Origin of the sequence: Pseudomonas sp. FP453 (assembly GCF_030687495.1) — a bacterium.
In the GTDB taxonomy this organism is placed as follows: domain Bacteria; phylum Pseudomonadota; class Gammaproteobacteria; order Pseudomonadales; family Pseudomonadaceae; genus Aquipseudomonas.
The window spans coordinates 2015475-2032371 of sequence record NZ_CP117435.1 but is presented as its reverse complement, the minus strand read 5'-3'; the positions used below and the strand labels follow the sequence as shown (position 1 = coordinate 2032371).

Genomic DNA, 16897 nt, shown 5'->3' with positions numbered 1-16897 from the left:
CGGGGTAGCGGAATGAGAACCTGGGACGAACCGAAAAAACGCAAGGCGCACATCGAATTGATCCCGATGATCGACGTGATGATGTTCCTCCTGGTGTTTTTCGTACTCGTGAGCCTGAACGTGATTCCGGCCCTCGGCATGAAGACCCAATTGCCCAGCGCCAGCAGTTCGCAGCAGCTCAAGCCGCAGAACAAATTCATCCTGACGCTGGGTTTGGCGGGCCAGTTGCAACTGGACGGCAAGGACCTCACCGTCGAGGCCTTGGTGCCGGCGTTGAAGGCCGCCGAAAAGCCCGATACCAAGTCGACGATCATCGTCAACAGCGACAAGGGCGTGGAGGTTTCGCGCCTGGTGGAAGTGATGGACACCCTGCGCCTGGGTGGCTTTACCTCCGTGTCCATTGCCACGCGTAAGTCCTGATCATGTACGTCCTGTTTCGTGCACGTCAGTTGCTGGGCAGCGTCCCGGCCGTGATCGCCCTGGTGCTGATTGCGATGGGCATCCAGTCGCAAACCTTGAAGGTCGAGCCGGTGTATGACGAGTCGGCGGTGGAGCTGGCGTTGGTCGAGCCGGAGCCGGAAGTGGTCCCGGAACCGGTGGTCGAGCAAGAGCCGCCACCGCCGGTGATCGAGGACGAAGAGGCCGAGCCGGCGCCGCCGCCACCGCCGCCCAAACCGCAGCCAAAACCTGAGCCCAAGCCCAAGCCGGTGCCCAAGCCCGTGGTCGCCAAGCCCACGCCGACGCCCACCCCGCCACCGGTGGCCGCCAAACCGGCACCCGCCGCCGTGGCCCAGGTTGCGCCGACACCGGCACCGCCCGCGCCGCCGAAGGTCGATGGCCAGGCCCTGGAAGGCGGTTACCTCAAGGGTTTGCGCAACGAGTTGGACAGCTACAAGCAATACCCCACCGGCCGCCAGGCGTCCCTCGAACGCCCGACCGGCGAGGTGGTGGTGTGGTTGCTGGTCGATCGCCAGGGTCGGGTTCTCGACTCCGGCGTGCAGACCCAGGCCTCGAGCATGTTGCTCAACCGGGCCGCCGCCAACAGCTTGCGTCGCATCAAGCAAGTCAAACCGTTCCCCGAGCAAGCGTTCGGGGGGAGCAATGAGCATCGCTTCACCGCCACCTTCAACTACAGCGTGCAATAAGCACCCGACACCAGGACGACACTGATGAGGTTCACACGGATTCATCTGGCACTCGTTGCCGCAAGCATGGGCCACGGCATGGCCATGGCCGACACCAGCGGCAGCGACGTCGGCACGATCGGCGTACAGGGCAAGGCCACGGCAGGTGGCGGCTATATGGTGCAGGAAGAAAGCATCAAGGGCCGCTCCACGGTGACCAAGGAGGCGCTGGATAAACAGACCGCCACCGGTAACGCCGTGGACAAGCTCAAGTACACCCCGGGGCTGAACATCTCCAGCGAAGACAACACCGGCCTGTCGGGCTTTCGCTTCACCATGCGCGGGCTCAACTCCGACCAGGTGGGCATGTCGGTGGACGGCATGCCGATCAACGACTCGGGCAACTACGCGCTGTATTCCAACCTGCTGGGCGACCCGGAAAACATCGACCAGATCTTCGTCACCCAGGGCTCGGCAGAAGCCGACGGCCCGCATATCGGTTCCAGCGGCGGCAACATCGGCATCGTGACCATCCGCCCGACCAAGGAAACCGGGGCGTTCGTCAAACAGGTCATGGGCAGCAACGCCACGCGCAAGACCTTCGCGCGGCTCAATACCGGCGAGATCAACGGCCTGAGCAACTGGCTGTCGGCGTCCCACACCGAAGGCCAGATGTGGCGCGGCTCGGGCGCGGTGCGCGCGGACAAGGTGGAGTGGAACAGCTTCTTCGACGCCGGCAATGGCAACACGGCCAACCTGATCCTCAAGTACCACGAGCAGGACAACAACAGTTACAGCCAGTTGACCAAGGCCCAGTACCAGCAGAACGGCCGCAAGTACGACCCCTACCCGGCCACGCCGACCGTGGGCAGCAACGGCAAGCTCAACAGCTACTACGCCCTGGCGCAGAACCCGTTCCAGACCTTTACCGGCGTGCTCAACACCCAGTTCAAGCTGGCCGATAACCTGGCCCTGTCGGTGATCCCGTATTACTACTGGGGCAATGGCAGCGGCGTCGGTTCCTCCAGCTATGCGCTCAACCGTGGCTCCAACGCCGGCGGCGTGTTCGACCTGAGCAACCTGCCGACCGCCGCGCAATACAACGCCGACGGCTCCTCCACCACCGGCGTGTACTACCGCCCTTCGCGTACCCAGACCTGGCGCCCGGGCATCACCACCAAGCTGAACTGGGACCTGGGCGAACACAGCCTGCAATTCGGCTACTGGTATGAGCGCGCACGCCAAAGCCAGACCCAGCCGTTCATTGCCCTGAAAAACAGCGGCAAGCCCACCGACACCTGGCCAGACGCCGACTCGGTGGTCGATGCCAACGGCAACACCGTACAGGGTCGCGACCGCTTCACCGTGACCCCGGCGCAAAAGGTCTGGGCCCAGGACACCTGGTACATCAACCCGGACTGGACCCTGGTGGCGGGCCTGGCCTACATGAACGTCAAGCGTGACGGCACCAACCACGGCAGCCTCACCGAGCAGCCGGAAAAACGTAACCAGACCTACAACAAACTGCTGCCCAACGTCGGCCTCAAGTACCAGCTGGACGAGCAGGACCAGTTGTTCTACAGCCTGTCGCGCAACATGCGCATCCCGCAGAACTACGTGCTGTACGACAAGGGCCTGGACTCGATCAACTCCAAGCCGGAAACCAGCTGGAACCACGAGTTGGGCTGGCGCTTCACCGGTGACGACATGACCGTGGCCGCCACCTTGTTCTACATGCAGTTCAAGGATCGCCAGGTCTCGTCCAAAGACATCAACGGCGACTTCGCCGACATCAACGCCGGCTCCGTCAACAACAGCGGCCTGGAACTGGAGTGGAGCGGCCTGCTGCCCAATCACTTCAACTACTACACCTCCTACACCTACACCAAGGCCGAGCAGCAGGATGACCTGACCGTCTACAACGCCGGCAAGGCCATCGTGTTGCCCACCAGCGGCAAGCAGTTCGCCAACGTGCCGAAAAACATGCTGGCCGCCAACATCGGCTACGACGACGGCCGCTTCTACGGCACCTTCGGCGGCAAGTACACCAGCAAGCTCTACGGCGACCTGACCAACGACGAAGCCATTTCCGGGCGCACCGTGTTCAACGCCGGCGCCGGTATCTACCTGCCGGTGGACAAGAAGGTGGTCAAGGACGCGACCCTGCGCCTGAACGTCGACAACCTGTTCGACAAGAAGTACCTGGACGGCGTGTACACCACCAAGACCAACGCCGCCAGCTACAGCGGTTTCCGCGACGGCGACCCAGCCTACATCGTCGGCCTGGAACGCACCGTGACGGTGTCCCTGGAAGCCAATTTCTAACAGCGAGGTAACGGAACATGGACATGAATGTGCTTCACGACATCACCTTCTATGTGATGTATGCCGCGATGGCCATCGCCATCTTTATCGCCATCGAGCGTGGCCTGTACTTCGCCTATGTGCGCCGCCAGGCCCGCGCCTTGACCGAGGTGCTCGGCGCCAACGTGCACAGCGAACGCGACTTGCCGGAAAACCTGACCCGTCGCGACAGCCTGCCGTTGAGCATGGTGTTGCCGGTACTGGCACAAAAGGCCAGCCATGGCTCGCGCAAGGACCTGGATGACGTCATCGAAACCCAGTATCTGACCACCCGCGCACCGTTGGCCCGCAGCCTGTGGATCATCGAAACCATCACCACCGCCGCGCCGCTGTTGGGCCTGCTGGGGACCATCCTCGGCATTATCGACACGTTCAAGGCGCTGGCGTCGGCCGGTGTGTCCGACCCAGGGCAGATTTCCGGTGGCATCGGGACGGCGTTGTTTGCGACCGGCCTGGGGATCGCCATCGCGCTGTTCTGCGTGGTGTTCCACAACTTCTTCCAGGACAGCCTGGAGCGCATCAACGACCAGCTGAAAATCCTGCTGATCCGCGCTGCCACCGGTGCCCGTGTGCAAAGCGAAGTACCGCACCTGGTGCCGACGCCGCTGCATAGCCGCACTGCATGATCGTTTGAGCGGGCGCGCAATGCGCCCGCTTTTTTCCTGGTAGGAAGACCTATGCCCATCTCCTTGAAATTGCGCATCGCAGGCCTTGCCGGCTTGCTCCTCAGTCCGCTGGCCCAGGCGGACTTTTCAATTGCGGGGTTTGAACTGGTGCACACCGTGCCGGTGGACACCGCCCTCGGCACCGACGACTTGCGCCAGCCCGGCCCGGTGTGGATCGAACTGTTTGACGCGGCCAAGAGCAGCATTGATATCGGCCAGTTCTACGCCGCCGACCATCCCGGCTCGGTGATGGACACCGTCATCGAGCACCTGGAAGCCGCCGGCAAACGCGGTGTGAAGATTCGCTTCCTGCTCGAAGAAAAAGGCCTGAAGTTGTCGGAAGCTTCCACGCTGGAACGCTTGCGCGCGATCCCCAACCTGACCTTCCGCGTGCTGCCCTACGGCCAACTGAGCGGCGGCATCATCCACGCCAAATACCTGGTGGTGGACGGCAAGCAGGCGTTTGTCGGCAGCCAGAATTTCGACTGGCGCTCCCTCGAACATATCCACGAAACCGGGCTGCGCATCAGCGATACCGCGGTGGTTGGCCAAGTGCAGGCGATCTTCGACCAGGACTGGCAAGCCCAGGCGGCGCTGGCCGCCAACCAACCGGTGCCGCTGCCCGCCGCCGGTAAAGAACCGCCGCGTACCGGCAATTACCTGGTGGCCAGCCCGCAACGCTACAACCCGCCCGGCGTCGGCGATTCACAGCTGGAACTGCCGCGCCTGCTGGGCGAAGCGAAACAGGAAGTACGCGTACAACTGCTGGACTACGCACCGCTTTCCTACGGACCTGATCGCACCCGTCCGTACTACGCGGTGATCGACAACGCCGTGCGTGCAGCGGCGGCACGGGGGGTGTCGGTCAAGCTGATGGTGTCCAACTGGAACACCGACAAACTGGAACTGCCCTACCTCAAGAGCCTGGCGGTGCTGCCCAACGTGCAGGTCAAGATCGTCACCCTGCCGCAAGCCAAGCAAGGCTTTATCCCCTACGCGCGGGTGATCCACAGCAAGACCATGGAGATCGACGGACAAGTGGCGTGGATTGGCACCAGCAATTGGCTGGGCGGCTACCTGGATAATTCGCGCAACCTGGAGGTGGTGATGCGCAGTGAAGCGATGGCCAAGCGCGTAGGACAACTGCACGAACAGTTATGGGATGGGCCTTACGCTAGAGCCTTGGAGATAGACAAGGATTACCCCGAGCCCCACCCTGGCCAGCATTGACGATGCGCACCTGAGTAATGGTAGTGTGTGGAAATGTTTCTGACGCTTTAGTCAGAAACCTCTTACTCACTACCTGCAAAGGAATGCTCCAACAATGCACTTCCCTCTCAAGCAACTGGCGGCTGCCACCCTGTTCGCGGCCAGCCTCTCGGCCATCGCCACCCCTGCGCTCGCCAACATCAGCGCCGAGCAAAGCACGGCGATTCTGAAGAGCTTCAACGAAACATCCGTCACTGATTTCCGTGGTTTCCTCGGCACCCTGGCCAAGGGCGACCTGGGCAAGACCGCCGACGTGGGCCCGGCGATCAGCGCTTTTCTTGATAACAAACCCCTGAGCGCCGACCAGCAGAACGAAATCAATCGCTTGCTGGGCATCTATACGCGGGTGAAATACGGCAAGGCCGCCACCGAAACCCTGCGCGAACTGGTGGAAATCCCCACCTTCAATATCGACGGCCTGCCGCAGTACAAAAACCCGGAATTCCTCAAGATCGCCGCGAAGATCCAGGACCTGGCCAAGGCCTTCAACCTGAACTTCCGCAATATCGACAACCGTGTGTATGAAATTTCCCTGGAAGGCGCCAGCGACGAAGTGGTGGGTATTCATGCCCACGCCGACGTGGTGCCGGTCACACCGGAAAACTGGGTACTGAAGGACGGCACCAAGCTCGATCCGTTCAAGGTCACGCTGATCGGCGACCGCATGTACGGCCGTGGTACCGAGGATGACAAGAACGGCATCGTCGTGGCGATGTATGCGATGAAGGTGATCAAGGAAGAGAAACTGCCACTGGCGCGCACGTTCAAGCTGTTGGTGGACACCACCGAGGAAACCTCCGGCGACGCGATTCCCTATTACTTCGAACACAACCCCACGCCGCAGTACAACCTGGCGCTGGACGGCGGCTACCCGGTGGTGATCGCCGAGAAAGGCTACGGCACCGTGATGGCCACTTTCCCGCGTCGCAAGGGCGAAGGCAAAGGCGCGGAAATCATCGCAATGACCGGCGGCATGGCCACCAACCAGATCCCATCGGCCTCGGTGGCGACTTTCGTCAGCGACAAGCCCGCCGAACTCGCCACCAGCCTGCAACAGGCGGGCACCGAGTACGCCAAGAATAATGGCGGCGACTTCGAGGTGACGGCCAAGGTGGTCGGCAAAGAGGTCAAGCTGACGGTGACCGGCGTTTCGGCGCACTCTTCCGAGCCCGAGTCCGGCATCAACCCGGTGGCGCGCATGCTGGAGCTGATCCACAGCGTCGATGGCAAGATCGCCCTCAAGCACAACCACATCACCGACGCCGCGCGGTATGCGTCCGACAACTGGGGCCTGGATTACCTGGGCGGCAAGTTGGGCGTAGGGTTCGCTGACGATTTCATGGGCCCGCTGACCACCTCGCTGACCTTTGTCGGCCTGGATGACAAGGCGTTCAAGCTGGCGGTGAACCTGCGGGTGCCGAAGGGCAAATCCCCGGAGACGCTGAAAAAGGAAATTGCCGACAAGCTGAGTGCGTGGGACAAGCAGACCAAGGTCAAGGTGAGCTTCACCTACTCGGTGGCCGAGCCGATGTACCGCAACCCGGAAGGTGAGTGGGTCAAGGCGCTGTTGGCGGTGGCCAGTGAAAACCTGGGCATGGAGCACAAATTCGGCACCTCGGCCGGGGCGACGTCCGTGCATGAGCTGCCCAATGGCGTGCAGTTCGGCCTGGCACGGCCGGAGGTGAAGTACACCGGGCACACCGACAATGAGTTCAAGACGGTGGAGCAGTTCTTGTTGGACCTGCAGATCGTTACGGAAATGATGGGGCGTGTGGGGCAGTTGCCGAAGCTCTGATCCTGATGGGCTAGATCGTTCCCACGCTCTGCGTGGGAATGCTCCTTGTGACGCTCTGCGTCACGCGGGACGCGGAGCGTCCCAAGAGGCGTTCCAACGCAGAGCGTGGGAACGATCAATCGCGCACAAACAAAAACGCCGATCATCGCTGATCGGCGTTTTTGTTGAATATGGAGCGGGAAACGAGACTCGAACTCGCGACCCCGACCTTGGCAAGGTCGTGCTCTACCAACTGAGCTATTCCCGCAAATGGCGTCCCCTAGGGGACTCGAACCCCTGTTACCGCCGTGAAAGGGCGGTGTCCTAGGCCACTAGACGAAGGGGACACGCTACTGGAACACATGGTGTGTCTTCCAGTGCCCAGAGGTTAGATCCGAAGATCATGCCCTGGTTTCACTCAGTGCCGCCCGAAGGCAACACTGCTTAAATTGGAGCGGGAAACGAGACTCGAACTCGCGACCCCGACCTTGGCAAGGTCGTGCTCTACCAACTGAGCTATTCCCGCAAATGGCGTCCCCTAGGGGACTCGAACCCCTGTTACCGCCGTGAAAGGGCGGTGTCCTAGGCCACTAGACGAAGGGGACACACAACTGAAACACATGGTGTGTATTTCAGTGTCCAGAGATTAGATCCGAAGATCATGCCCTGGTTTCACTCAGTGCCGCCCGAGGGCAACACTGCTTAAATTTGGAGCGGGAAACGAGACTCGAACTCGCGACCCCGACCTTGGCAAGGTCGTGCTCTACCAACTGAGCTATTCCCGCAATATGGCGTCCCCTAGGGGACTCGAACCCCTGTTACCGCCGTGAAAGGGCGGTGTCCTAGGCCACTAGACGAAGGGGACACACGTACAACTTCACTCCCTAACTGCGTTTTGCTGTGTGCTTTCCGCGTTAAGTGGCGCGCATTCTATGGATGGATTGAAAGGTCGTCAACCCCCAAGGATAAATTTATTAAAATCAATGACTTCGCCCTGCTTTCCCGGCCGGTGCAGGCAAACTGTCCGTCTGCGCCTTGGCGCCTATATTCTGGCGCACGACAAGGCGTTATAGTTCGCCGCAGCAAATGATGGCAATGTGCATCTATGCAGGGAAGGATGACCTATATAGAAGAATCTACCCGGGCAACTGGTCGATCAGTCCTATCCGCCAGATGCCCCAATCACTACACTCCACTGCAAACCCTACAAAGAGGTCACACCGGTGACACCACTCCTGATCACCCTGCTGGTAATAGCCGGGATCGTAATCCTGATCGCCATTGGCTACATGAACCACGTGGTGGAAAACAACAAACTGGAAAAGCAGCGCACCGTGATCGAGCTCAATGATCGCCTGCGTCGCTGCGGTGAAATCACCGAGACGTTCCCGGGCCAGTTGATGAACCCGGCGCTCAAGCTGCTGATGACCCGCCTGGAACTCAACGTCAACCAGCGCCTGCTCAACCTCAACAAGACCAGTGCAGCGCTCAAGGCCCGCATCACCGAACTGAACGCATTGATTGCCCAGGGCGAATCGATCCCGGTGAATAACCCACCGGCACCGATCCAGACCGAAGCCAAGGCCAAGGACGTTCGCTTCCTGCTCGAAGCCCTGCACGGCCAGGTCACCCGAGCCGCCCAGGATGGTTTCCTGCCGACCAACGAAGCCAAGCACTGGATCAAGGAAATCCGCCACATCCTCGTGCTGCTGCACATCGAGTTCTTCAACAACCTCGGCCAGCATGCCCTGCAACAGGGCCAGCCAGGCCAGGCGCGCCTGGCGTTCGAGCGCGGCGTGCAGTACCTGCGCAAACAGCCGGAGCCGGTGATCTACGCCGCGCAACTGCAATTGCTGGAGTCACAACTGGCCCGCGCCAACTCCACGGTATTGACCAACAGCAAGCCGGCCGAGGACGAGGTCAACGAACTGACCGAAGGCCTGAAGGTGGTCGACGCCGACGCCGAGTGGAAAAAGAAAGTCATCTACGACTGATCGTCCCCGCTCCCCTGTGGCGAACCCGGTTCGCCACATGCCATCACTTTGCACCTATCGCCCCGCCCCCTTCTCGCGTAAAAAAGTGCCCCTCACTCCGTGAAGTCAGAGGCCTGCTATGCCTGTCACCGTGATAGATGGACAACCGTTGCACTATATCGACCAAGGCCGCGGCCCCGCCGTGCTGCTGGGGTCGAGCTACCTGTGGGACCACACCATGTGGACGCCGCAGATCGAAGCCCTGTCGCAACAATACCGCGTCATCGTCCCCGAGCTGTGGGGCCACGGCGAATCGGGCCCGCTGCCCACCCGCACCCGATCCCTCGATGACCTTGCCCGCCAGGCCCTGGCGCTGCTCGACCACCTGGACATCGCCCAGGTCAACCTGGTGGGCCTGTCGGTCGGCGGCATGTGGGGCGCACGCCTGGCGCTGCTGGCGCCCGAGCGCGTCAACAGCCTGGTGCTGATGGATACCCACCTCGGCGCCGAGCCAGAAGCCACGCGCCAGTACTACTTTTCGCTGTTCAAGATGATCGAAGACGCCGGCGCCATTCCCGAGCCGTTGCTGGATGTGATCGCACCGATCTTCTTCCGCGCGGAGGTCGACCGCGAGTCCGCGCTGTATCAGGATTTTCGCCAGACACTGCAGGACTTTCCCCGCGAGCGCCTGCTGCAAAGCATCGTGCCATTGGGCCGCCTGATCTTCAGCCGCGAGGATGTACTGGACCAACTGCCGCGCCTGGACGCCGACACCACCCTGGTGATGTGCGGCGAGCAGGACAAACCCCGGCCACCCGCCGAGTCCCGGGAAATGGCCGAGCTGATCGGTTGCAGCCTGATCCTGATCCCCGACGCGGGGCATATCAGCGCCCGGGAGAACCCGGACTTCGTCAATGAGGCGCTGCTGACCTTCCTCGCCAACCACGCCTGACCACCCTCCTCCTGGGTCGCTACCGGCGTGTAGCGATCACAGGCGGAAGTGCCCGACCATACCCTTGAGTTCCGTGCCCAACTGCGCCAACTGGATGCTCGACGCGGCATTGCCCTGCATGCTCAACGCCGACTGATCGGCGCTGGCGCGAATGCTGGTGACACTGCGGTTGATCTCTTCGGCCACCGAGCTTTGTTCCTCGGCCGCTGCGGCAATCTGCTGGTTCATCTGCTGGATCAACGACACCGCCGTGGCGATGCTGCCCAGGGCGCTTTCGGTTTCCAACGCATCGCTGACCGCCAGCTTCACCAACTCGCCACTGTGCTGGATCTGCTGCACCGACGACTGCGCCGCGCTGCGCAAGGTGCTGACCAGTCGCTCGATTTCTTCGGTGGATTGCTGGGTGCGTTTGGCCAGCGCCCGTACTTCATCGGCCACCACCGCGAAACCACGGCCTTGTTCCCCGGCGCGCGCAGCTTCGATCGCGGCATTAAGGGCCAGCAGGTTGGTTTGCTCGGCCACGCTTTTGATCACCCCCAGCACCGTGCCGATGTTCTGGATTTCGGCACTGAGGCTATCGATGCTGGCACTGGCGCTGGTACTGGAGCTGGCGAGCAACTCGATCCGCTGCAAACTCTGGCGCACCACCTGCTGGCCGCTGTCCACCTTGCTGTCGGCGGTCTGCGCGGCCTGGGCGGCTTGCTCGGCATTGCGCGCCACGTCGTGCACGGTGGCGGTCATCTGGTTCATCGCCGTGGCCACCTGCTCGGTTTCTTCCTTCTGGCTACTGACCTCGACATTGGTCTGCTCGGTGACGCTGGACAGCGACTGCGCCGAACTGGCCAACTGCTCGATGCCCGCCTGCAAGCCGCTGACCATCTGGCTCAACCCATTGCCCATCTGCTGCATCGCCAGCATCAACTGGCCGATTTCATCGCGCCGGCTGACCTCCATCCGCCCGCTCAGATCACCCGCCGCAATCTGCTGCGCGACGGCGATCACGCTGCGCAGCGGTGCGACGATCAAGCGCGTGATCACCAGCGCCGCAATCAACCCCACCAACAGGGCCAGGGCGGACGAACCGATGATCAGCAAGGTGCTTTTCTGCAGTTGCGCCTGCATCGACTGGTCTTCGGCGGCATAGGCCTGGTTGACCCGGCTGACCACCTGTTCGGCGCGCTCATGCAGCTGTTTGTAGACAACCTTTTCCTGCGCCAACAGGCCGGTGTATTCACCGAGTTTCTCGCTGAACGCGGCGATATGCCCGGAGACCTCATTGAGCACCGTCTGGTAGCCAGGGTCCTTGACCGCGGTTTTCAATTGCTCGACCTGGGCCAGCGCCTGGTCGGCCTGCTCGATCTTGCCTTGCTCGCCGCTGTCTTCTTCACCCTTGCGGCTCTGATCCAGGCGCACATGGGCCTCGTTCATCGCCTGCAACATCAGGCGCGACACCTGGCTGACCTGCCCCGCCTGCTCGATAAACTCCGCGCCCTCCTTGCCTTGGCTTTCCTTGAGGCCATAGGCGCCGTCATCCGCCAGGCCAGCCTGCAACACGTCAAGGTTGTTGGCCACGCTGGACACCGACCAACTGGCCATTTCCAGCGCCAGGTCCTTGGTCTGGGTCAGCTCGACAAACTCGTCGAACGCCTTGCGGTAGGCGGCCAGGGCTTGCTCGACATCAGTCATGGCCGGCACATTGGCTGGCGACTGAGCCTTGAGGCTCGCTGCAAGGGCCGCCAAGGCCTCGACGCTGGCATGCAAGGCGTCGACGGCCTTGGGGCCGGCGTGCAGCGCGTAGTCCTGCTCGATCAGGCGCACCTTGAGCAAGCCGCTGTTCAGCGAAGACATGCTGTTGAGGCCGGCGAAACGCTGCCCAACGGTTTGCAGCGACCACACCCCGATCGCCGCCACCAGCGCCGTCAGCAACAGCACCAAGAGGAAGCCCAAGCCCAGTTTCTTCGCCATACCGAGGTTGGCGAAACGTCGTTGCACGCCTGAAATCATTGCACTTGAACCCTCTTGCAAGGGCAGCTGCCAGCCCGCCCGATTGACCAGCAACGAGATTCGCAACCACGGGCCAGCGACACAAGGCATTGGCGCCACAATAATGGCAAAAAGCTACATGCTCGTCGTTTTCAGAATGGTCGAGGTCGATCTGGCAGGCCCCATGCTGCGGAACAACGCCAAGGCACGCTGATCAGCCGCATAGGCCACATTGATCCGCAGCCAATCGCTGGGCTCCCCGGCCGGACTGAACAGCGCCCCCGGCGACAGCAGCACGCCCAGTCGACGGGCACAGGCCGGCAACCGCCCACGATCCCCCACCCCAGGGCGTGCCCACAGGAACATGCCGCCAGCGGGCACGGCAAACACCTCCCACTCCTCGTCCTCCAGCACTTGCAGGGTGGCGGCCATTTGCGTGTTCAGGCGCTTGCGCAGGCGCTGCACCCATTTGCGATAGGTGCCGTTGGCCAGCAGCGTCGCCACCACCGCCTCGGCGAATCGGGACGTACCGATGCCGGTCAGGGTCTTGAGGTTGACCAACTGCGCGATGATCGCCGTGCTGGCACTGAGATAGCCCACCCGCAGCGCGCTGCTCAAGGTCTTGGAGAAACTGGAGATGTAGATCACCCGATCATCATGGGGCAACGCCGCCAGACGCGTGCAGCTGGCATGTTGCAGGTCGCCATAGACGTCTTCTTCAATGATCAGGAAATCTCTGGCCTGGGCCAGTTGCAGCAAGCGCTCGGCCACCGGGCGGCACAGGCTGGTGCCGGTGGGGTTGTGGTACAGGCTGCTGATGAACAGGCATTTGGGCCGATGCACCTGCAACAGTGCCTCCAGCACCGCGATGTCCGGGCCGCCACGGGTACGGGGCACCTCCAGCAGCTTGACGCCGTGGAAGGCCAACTGGCGATAGAGGTTGCCGTAGCCAGGGGTTTCCACCACCACCGTGTCGCCGGCCTTGAGCAGCGTGCGTATCAGCAGGTCCTGGGCCTGGCTGGCACCCTGGGTGGTGAGAATGCGGTCAAGGCTGCTGGCCACGTGCATGCGGGTCAGGCACTTGAGCAACTGTTCGCGCAGCACCGGCAACCCCAGCGGCGTGCTGTAGTTGAACACTCCACCGGTGTCGGTGCGGCTGACTTCGCGGATCGCATAGCTGATGTCATCGCTTTCGCGCCAGGCATCCGGCAGCCAGCCACACCCCAGTTTCAGCTCACCCAGCGGGCTGTCGGTAAATGCCCCCCAATCTTGCTCTGCACCTTCATACCAATGACGCTCGTGGTGGGCCGTGGGCTCGGCCACAACAAAGCCTGAACCCGGCTTCGAGGCCAGCAGTCCCTGGGCCACCATGCGCTCAAAAGCCTCGATGACACTGGACTGGCTAAGCAGGTTGTCGAGGGCCAATTGGCGGATGGAGGGCAGACGCGTGCCAGGGCTCGCCTCGCTTTTGCGAATCCATTCAGCCACCGCGCTGATGATCTGTTGCACCACCGGTACAAGGGCTTGTCGATCGATCCCTAAATCCATGAGCCACTCACTTCACTGTCTGTTATTCAACCCGCAAGAGTTAAGCACAGAAGTCCATCACAACCGGTCGCCAAGTTTTACTAAAGTATTGATTTTATTGAGTTATTTACCTACTGATACACATTAGGACGCGGCGTTTTGCCAGCTATGGAAAAACCCCACAGCGCCCCAAACCTTTTCAGGTGAGGTGCGTTTGCAGGTCCTAGATGGCCGTCGCGCCACCGTCCACCGCCAACGCCTGGCCGGTAGTAAAAGCGGCACCGTCGCAGCACAGATAAAGCACGGCTGCGGCGATTTCCTCGACCTTGCCGATGCGCCCGACCGGGTGCATGGCCGCAGCGAAATCGGCCTTGCGCGGGTCGGCTTCATAGGCGCGGCGGAACATATCGGTGTCGATCACCGCCGGGCATACCGCATTCACGCGGATGTGCTTTTTTGCGTACTCGATGGCCGCCGACTTGGTCAGGCCGATCACCGCATGTTTGGAGGCCGCGTAAATGCTCATCTTCGGCGCCGCACCCAACCCCGCCACCGACGCGGTGTTGACGATCGCCCCGCCGCCCTGGGCCAGCAACAGCGGCAGTTGATACTTCATGCACAACCACACGCCTTTGACGTTGACGCCCATGATGGCGTCGAACTCATCCAGGCTGCCGTCGGCCAGCTTGCCCTTTTCAATCTCGATGCCGGCATTGTTGAAGGCGTAGTCCAGGCGACCATAGGCGGCGACCGTGCGCGCCATCAGTTGCTGCACATCCGCTTCCAGGGTGACGTTGCAGCGCACAAACAGCGCTTCACCGCCCGCCTGCTGGATCAGCGCCACAGTGCCCTCGCCGCCCGCCGCGTCGAGGTCGGCAACCACCACCTTCAAACCTTCGGCGGCGAACGCCAACGCGGTAGCGCGGCCAATACCGGCGGCGGCACCAGTCACCAGGGCGACCTGGCCGGAAAACGTCATGCTCATGGGGGATGTCCTTTGGGAGAAATTGCCGTGGGCCGAGTCTAGCCAACGCAGCGACGGGCGCGTCAGCACTATCAGAAGGCCAGTTGGCGCTGCATGGATCACAATGATAAAGCCACCGGCCTGACTATCAGCCTTGTCTATCGATGGGCATTCGCACTGGCCGGTGAACCTTGCTCGCAAGCCGTTCTGGGTCTATCAATCATGGTTCATTTCTAAAAGAGTCCCTGCCATGACTGCCCAGACCAACCGCCAATTCCTGCTCGCCAAACGCCCGGTCGGTGCCGCCACGCGGGACACCTTCATCTATCAGGAAGTCCCGGTGGGCACGCCGCAGGACGGCCAAGTGCTGGTGCGCAATGAATACCTGTCTCTCGACCCGGCCATGCGTGGCTGGATGAATGAAGGCAAGTCCTACATCCCACCGGTGGGCATCGGCGAAGTGATGCGCGCGCTGGGCGTGGGAGAAGTGATTGCGTCGAACAACCCCAAGTTTGCCGTCGGCGACTACGTGAACGGTGCCTTGGGCGTGCAGGATTACTTCCTCGGTGAGCCGCGCGGTTTCTACAAGGTTGATCCGAAACTGGCGCCGTTGCCGCGCTACCTGTCGGCACTGGGCATGACCGGCATGACCGCCTATTTCGCCCTGCTGGACACCGGCGCGCCCAAGGCTGGCGACACCGTGGTCATTTCCGGCGCGGCCGGTGCAGTGGGCAGCATTGCCGGGCAGATCGCCAAGATCAAAGGCTGCCGCGTGGTGGGCATTGCCGGCGGCGCCGACAAGTGCAAATTCCTCGTGGATGAACTGGGGTTCGACGCGGCCATCGACTACAAAAACGAAGACGTGCCCGCTGCGCTCAAGCGCGAGTGCCCCAAGGGCGTGGACGTGTATTTCGATAACGTCGGCGGCGACATTCTCGACGCGGTGCTCAGCCGCCTCGCGCTGAAGGCGCGGGTGGTGATTTGCGGTGCCATCAGCCAGTACAACAACAAGGAAGCGGTGAAAGGCCCGGCCAACTATCTGTCATTGCTGGTCAATCGTGCGCGCATGGAAGGTTTTGTGGTGATGGATCACGCGGCCAACTTCGCTGCCGCCGGACAAGAGATGGGTGGCTGGATGGCCCAGGGCAAGCTCAAGAGCAAGGAGGATATCGTGGAGGGGCTGGAGACGTTCCCGGAGACGCTGATGAAGCTGTTCAACGGTGAGAACTTTGGGAAGTTGGTGCTGAAAGTGAACTGAAACACCCTGGTTCTGAATGTTTGAGAGCTAAATGTGGGAGCGGGCTTGCCCGCGATTGCGGCGGATCAGTTATGAATGTATCAACTGACACTGCGCCATCGCGGGCAAGCCCGCTCCCACATTTTTAACCGTGCTGACTCCAGATATCAGGCGATCTCGGCAACCACTGCCGCCAACGCCTGCGCCGGGTCCGCCGCCTGGCTGATCGGGCGACCAATCACCAGATAGTCAGAACCTGCATCCAGCGCCTGACGCGGCGTCAGGATTCGGCGCTGGTCATCCTGCGCACTGCCCGCCGGACGAATCCCCGGGGTCACCAGTTGCAGCGACGGGTGCGCGGTCTTCAGCGCCTGGGCTTCCAACGCCGAACACACCAGACCATCAAGGCCGGCTTTCTGCGCCAGCGCCGCCAGGCGCAACACTTGTTCCTGTGGCTCGATGTCCAGGCCGATGCCGGCCAGGTCTTCGCGTTCCATGCTGGTCAGCACGGTCACACCGATCAGCAGCGGTTTCGGGCCGCTGCGCTGTTCCAGCACTTCACGGCAGGCGGTCATCATGCGCAGGCCACCGGAGCAGTGCACGTTGACCATCCACACGCCCATCTCGGCCGCGGCTTTCACGGCCATGGCGGTGGTGTTGGGAATATCGTGGAATTTCAGGTCGAGGAACACTTCGAAGCCTTTGTCACGCAGGGTGCCGACAATTTCTGCCGCGCAGCTGGTGAACAGTTCCTTGCCGACCTTGACCCGGCAAAGCTTCGGGTCCAACTGGTCAGCCAGCTTCAGTGCGGCGTCACGAGTGGGGTAATCCAGGGCGACGATGATAGGAGTCTGGCAGACGGACATTGGAATGGGCTCTCAGGCAAGTCGAAATCGGCGCGGATTGTAGCGCAAGCAGCGCCGTTGCGGGATCCGATGATCGGTAAATACTGACAGAGCGCACGGCAACGGGTGTTTCAGGCAATTATTTCAAAGCTGATACATTCACGACATGCCCCCAACACGCCCCACCGCTAGCCTCGCCCGCACGACCCACCGTCCAGCA

13 protein-coding genes, 6 tRNA genes and 1 pseudogene are annotated in these 16897 nt (G+C 61.8%); 9 read left to right on the top strand and 11 right to left on the bottom strand.

Annotated elements, in window-relative coordinates:
* Window positions 1-12 precede the first annotated feature (12 nt).
* The 6 genes from PSH87_RS09350 to PSH87_RS09325 all read left to right on the top strand — a co-directional run bounded on the left by PSH87_RS09350 (window position 13) and on the right by PSH87_RS09325 (window position 7217).
* On the top strand, window positions 13-420 hold the full coding sequence (locus PSH87_RS09350; protein WP_017737210.1) for a biopolymer transporter ExbD: 408 nt from the start codon (window positions 13-15) through the stop codon (window positions 418-420).
* A gap of 2 nt (window positions 421-422) precedes the next feature.
* Window positions 423-1145, top strand: coding sequence for an energy transducer TonB (locus PSH87_RS09345; RefSeq protein ID WP_305433237.1), 723 nt, complete (start codon window positions 423-425; stop codon window positions 1143-1145).
* A gap of 24 nt (window positions 1146-1169) precedes the next feature.
* On the top strand, window positions 1170-3449 hold the full coding sequence (locus tag PSH87_RS09340; protein ID WP_026136832.1) for a TonB-dependent receptor: 2280 nt from the start codon (window positions 1170-1172) through the stop codon (window positions 3447-3449).
* Between the two features lie 17 nt (window positions 3450-3466).
* Window positions 3467-4114 carry a MotA/TolQ/ExbB proton channel family protein gene (locus PSH87_RS09335; protein ID WP_305433235.1) on the top strand — a complete coding sequence of 216 codons (648 nt, stop codon included), beginning with the start codon at window positions 3467-3469 and terminating at the stop codon, window positions 4112-4114.
* Between the two features lie 51 nt (window positions 4115-4165).
* Window positions 4166-5383 carry a phospholipase D-like domain-containing protein gene (locus PSH87_RS09330; RefSeq protein WP_305433233.1) on the top strand — a complete coding sequence of 406 codons (1218 nt, stop codon included), beginning with the start codon at window positions 4166-4168 and terminating at the stop codon, window positions 5381-5383.
* A 94-nt stretch (window positions 5384-5477) separates the two neighbouring features.
* Window positions 5478-7217 carry a dipeptidase gene (locus PSH87_RS09325; RefSeq protein ID WP_305433232.1) on the top strand — a complete coding sequence of 580 codons (1740 nt, stop codon included), beginning with the start codon at window positions 5478-5480 and terminating at the stop codon, window positions 7215-7217.
* Window positions 7218-7388: 171 nt separating this feature from the next.
* Here the strand turns inward: PSH87_RS09325 and PSH87_RS09320 are convergent.
* The 6 genes from PSH87_RS09320 to PSH87_RS09295 form a co-directional block, all read right to left on the bottom strand.
* Window positions 7389-7464: transfer RNA gene (locus PSH87_RS09320), tRNA-Gly, on the bottom strand.
* A 3-nt stretch (window positions 7465-7467) separates the two neighbouring features.
* A tRNA-Glu gene (locus PSH87_RS09315) sits at window positions 7468-7543 on the bottom strand.
* Between the two features lie 103 nt (window positions 7544-7646).
* Window positions 7647-7722: transfer RNA gene (locus tag PSH87_RS09310), tRNA-Gly, on the bottom strand.
* 3 nt (window positions 7723-7725) lie between these two features.
* Window positions 7726-7801: transfer RNA gene (locus tag PSH87_RS09305), tRNA-Glu, on the bottom strand.
* A gap of 104 nt (window positions 7802-7905) precedes the next feature.
* A tRNA-Gly gene (locus PSH87_RS09300) sits at window positions 7906-7981 on the bottom strand.
* Between the two features lie 4 nt (window positions 7982-7985).
* Window positions 7986-8061 (bottom strand) — tRNA-Glu (locus tag PSH87_RS09295).
* Between the two features lie 358 nt (window positions 8062-8419).
* On the opposite strand from PSH87_RS09295, the gene PSH87_RS09290 reads away from it, so the two are divergent.
* The gene (locus tag PSH87_RS09290; RefSeq protein ID WP_017734300.1) at window positions 8420-9190 is read left to right on the top strand and encodes a hypothetical protein; all 771 of its coding nucleotides are present in this window, start codon (window positions 8420-8422) and stop codon (window positions 9188-9190) included.
* Window positions 9191-9308: 118 nt separating this feature from the next.
* The gene (locus tag PSH87_RS09285; protein WP_305433230.1) at window positions 9309-10121 is read left to right on the top strand and encodes an alpha/beta fold hydrolase; all 813 of its coding nucleotides are present in this window, start codon (window positions 9309-9311) and stop codon (window positions 10119-10121) included.
* 36 nt (window positions 10122-10157) lie between these two features.
* Here the strand turns inward: PSH87_RS09285 and PSH87_RS28800 are convergent, their stop codons facing one another.
* The 4 genes and pseudogenes from PSH87_RS28800 to PSH87_RS09270 form a co-directional block, all read right to left on the bottom strand.
* Complete coding sequence (locus PSH87_RS28800) at window positions 10158-10862, bottom strand: methyl-accepting chemotaxis protein (RefSeq protein ID WP_370695315.1); 705 nt, start codon at window positions 10860-10862, stop codon at window positions 10158-10160.
* A 201-nt stretch (window positions 10863-11063) separates the two neighbouring features.
* A pseudogene (locus PSH87_RS28795) lies at window positions 11064-11243 on the bottom strand (HAMP domain-containing protein); the annotation flags it as partial.
* Window positions 11244-12239: 996 nt separating this feature from the next.
* On the bottom strand, window positions 12240-13652 hold the full coding sequence (locus tag PSH87_RS09275; RefSeq protein WP_305433226.1) for a PLP-dependent aminotransferase family protein: 1413 nt from the start codon (window positions 13650-13652) through the stop codon (window positions 12240-12242).
* Between the two features lie 202 nt (window positions 13653-13854).
* Window positions 13855-14616, bottom strand: coding sequence for an SDR family oxidoreductase (locus PSH87_RS09270; RefSeq protein WP_305433224.1), 762 nt, complete (start codon window positions 14614-14616; stop codon window positions 13855-13857).
* Between the two features lie 229 nt (window positions 14617-14845).
* On the opposite strand from PSH87_RS09270, the gene PSH87_RS09265 reads away from it, so the two are divergent.
* A complete protein-coding gene (locus tag PSH87_RS09265; protein WP_305433222.1) occupies window positions 14846-15853 on the top strand; it encodes an NADP-dependent oxidoreductase in 1008 nt (335 codons plus the stop codon).
* A gap of 146 nt (window positions 15854-15999) precedes the next feature.
* On the opposite strand, the gene pyrF is transcribed toward PSH87_RS09265, so the two are convergent.
* Window positions 16000-16698 (bottom strand): orotidine-5'-phosphate decarboxylase, encoded by a 699-nt coding sequence (gene pyrF / locus PSH87_RS09260; protein ID WP_257781975.1) that lies wholly within the window; start codon window positions 16696-16698, stop codon window positions 16000-16002.
* Between the last annotated feature and the right edge of the window lie 199 nt (window positions 16699-16897).

What these genes read in the sequence shown, in the direction of transcription:
- PSH87_RS09350 (WP_017737210.1), top strand. Translation starts at nt 13, where the DNA reads ATGAGAACCTGGGACGAACCGAAAAAACGCAAGGCGCACATCGAATTG.
- PSH87_RS09345 (WP_305433237.1), top strand. Translation starts at nt 423, where the DNA reads ATGTACGTCCTGTTTCGTGCACGTCAGTTGCTGGGCAGCGTCCCGGCC.
- PSH87_RS09340 (WP_026136832.1), top strand. Translation starts at nt 1,170, where the DNA reads ATGAGGTTCACACGGATTCATCTGGCACTCGTTGCCGCAAGCATGGGC.
- PSH87_RS09335 (WP_305433235.1), top strand. Translation starts at nt 3,467, where the DNA reads ATGGACATGAATGTGCTTCACGACATCACCTTCTATGTGATGTATGCC.
- PSH87_RS09330 (WP_305433233.1), top strand. Translation starts at nt 4,166, where the DNA reads ATGCCCATCTCCTTGAAATTGCGCATCGCAGGCCTTGCCGGCTTGCTC.
- PSH87_RS09325 (WP_305433232.1), top strand. Translation starts at nt 5,478, where the DNA reads ATGCACTTCCCTCTCAAGCAACTGGCGGCTGCCACCCTGTTCGCGGCC.
- PSH87_RS09285 (WP_305433230.1), top strand. Translation starts at nt 9,309, where the DNA reads ATGCCTGTCACCGTGATAGATGGACAACCGTTGCACTATATCGACCAA.
- PSH87_RS28800 (WP_370695315.1), bottom strand. Translation starts at nt 10,862, where the DNA reads ATGACCGCCACCGTGCACGACGTGGCGCGCAATGCCGAGCAAGCCGCC.
- PSH87_RS09275 (WP_305433226.1), bottom strand. Translation starts at nt 13,652, where the DNA reads ATGGATTTAGGGATCGATCGACAAGCCCTTGTACCGGTGGTGCAACAG.
- PSH87_RS09270 (WP_305433224.1), bottom strand. Translation starts at nt 14,616, where the DNA reads ATGAGCATGACGTTTTCCGGCCAGGTCGCCCTGGTGACTGGTGCCGCC.
- PSH87_RS09265 (WP_305433222.1), top strand. Translation starts at nt 14,846, where the DNA reads ATGACTGCCCAGACCAACCGCCAATTCCTGCTCGCCAAACGCCCGGTC.
- pyrF (WP_257781975.1), bottom strand. Translation starts at nt 16,698, where the DNA reads ATGTCCGTCTGCCAGACTCCTATCATCGTCGCCCTGGATTACCCCACT.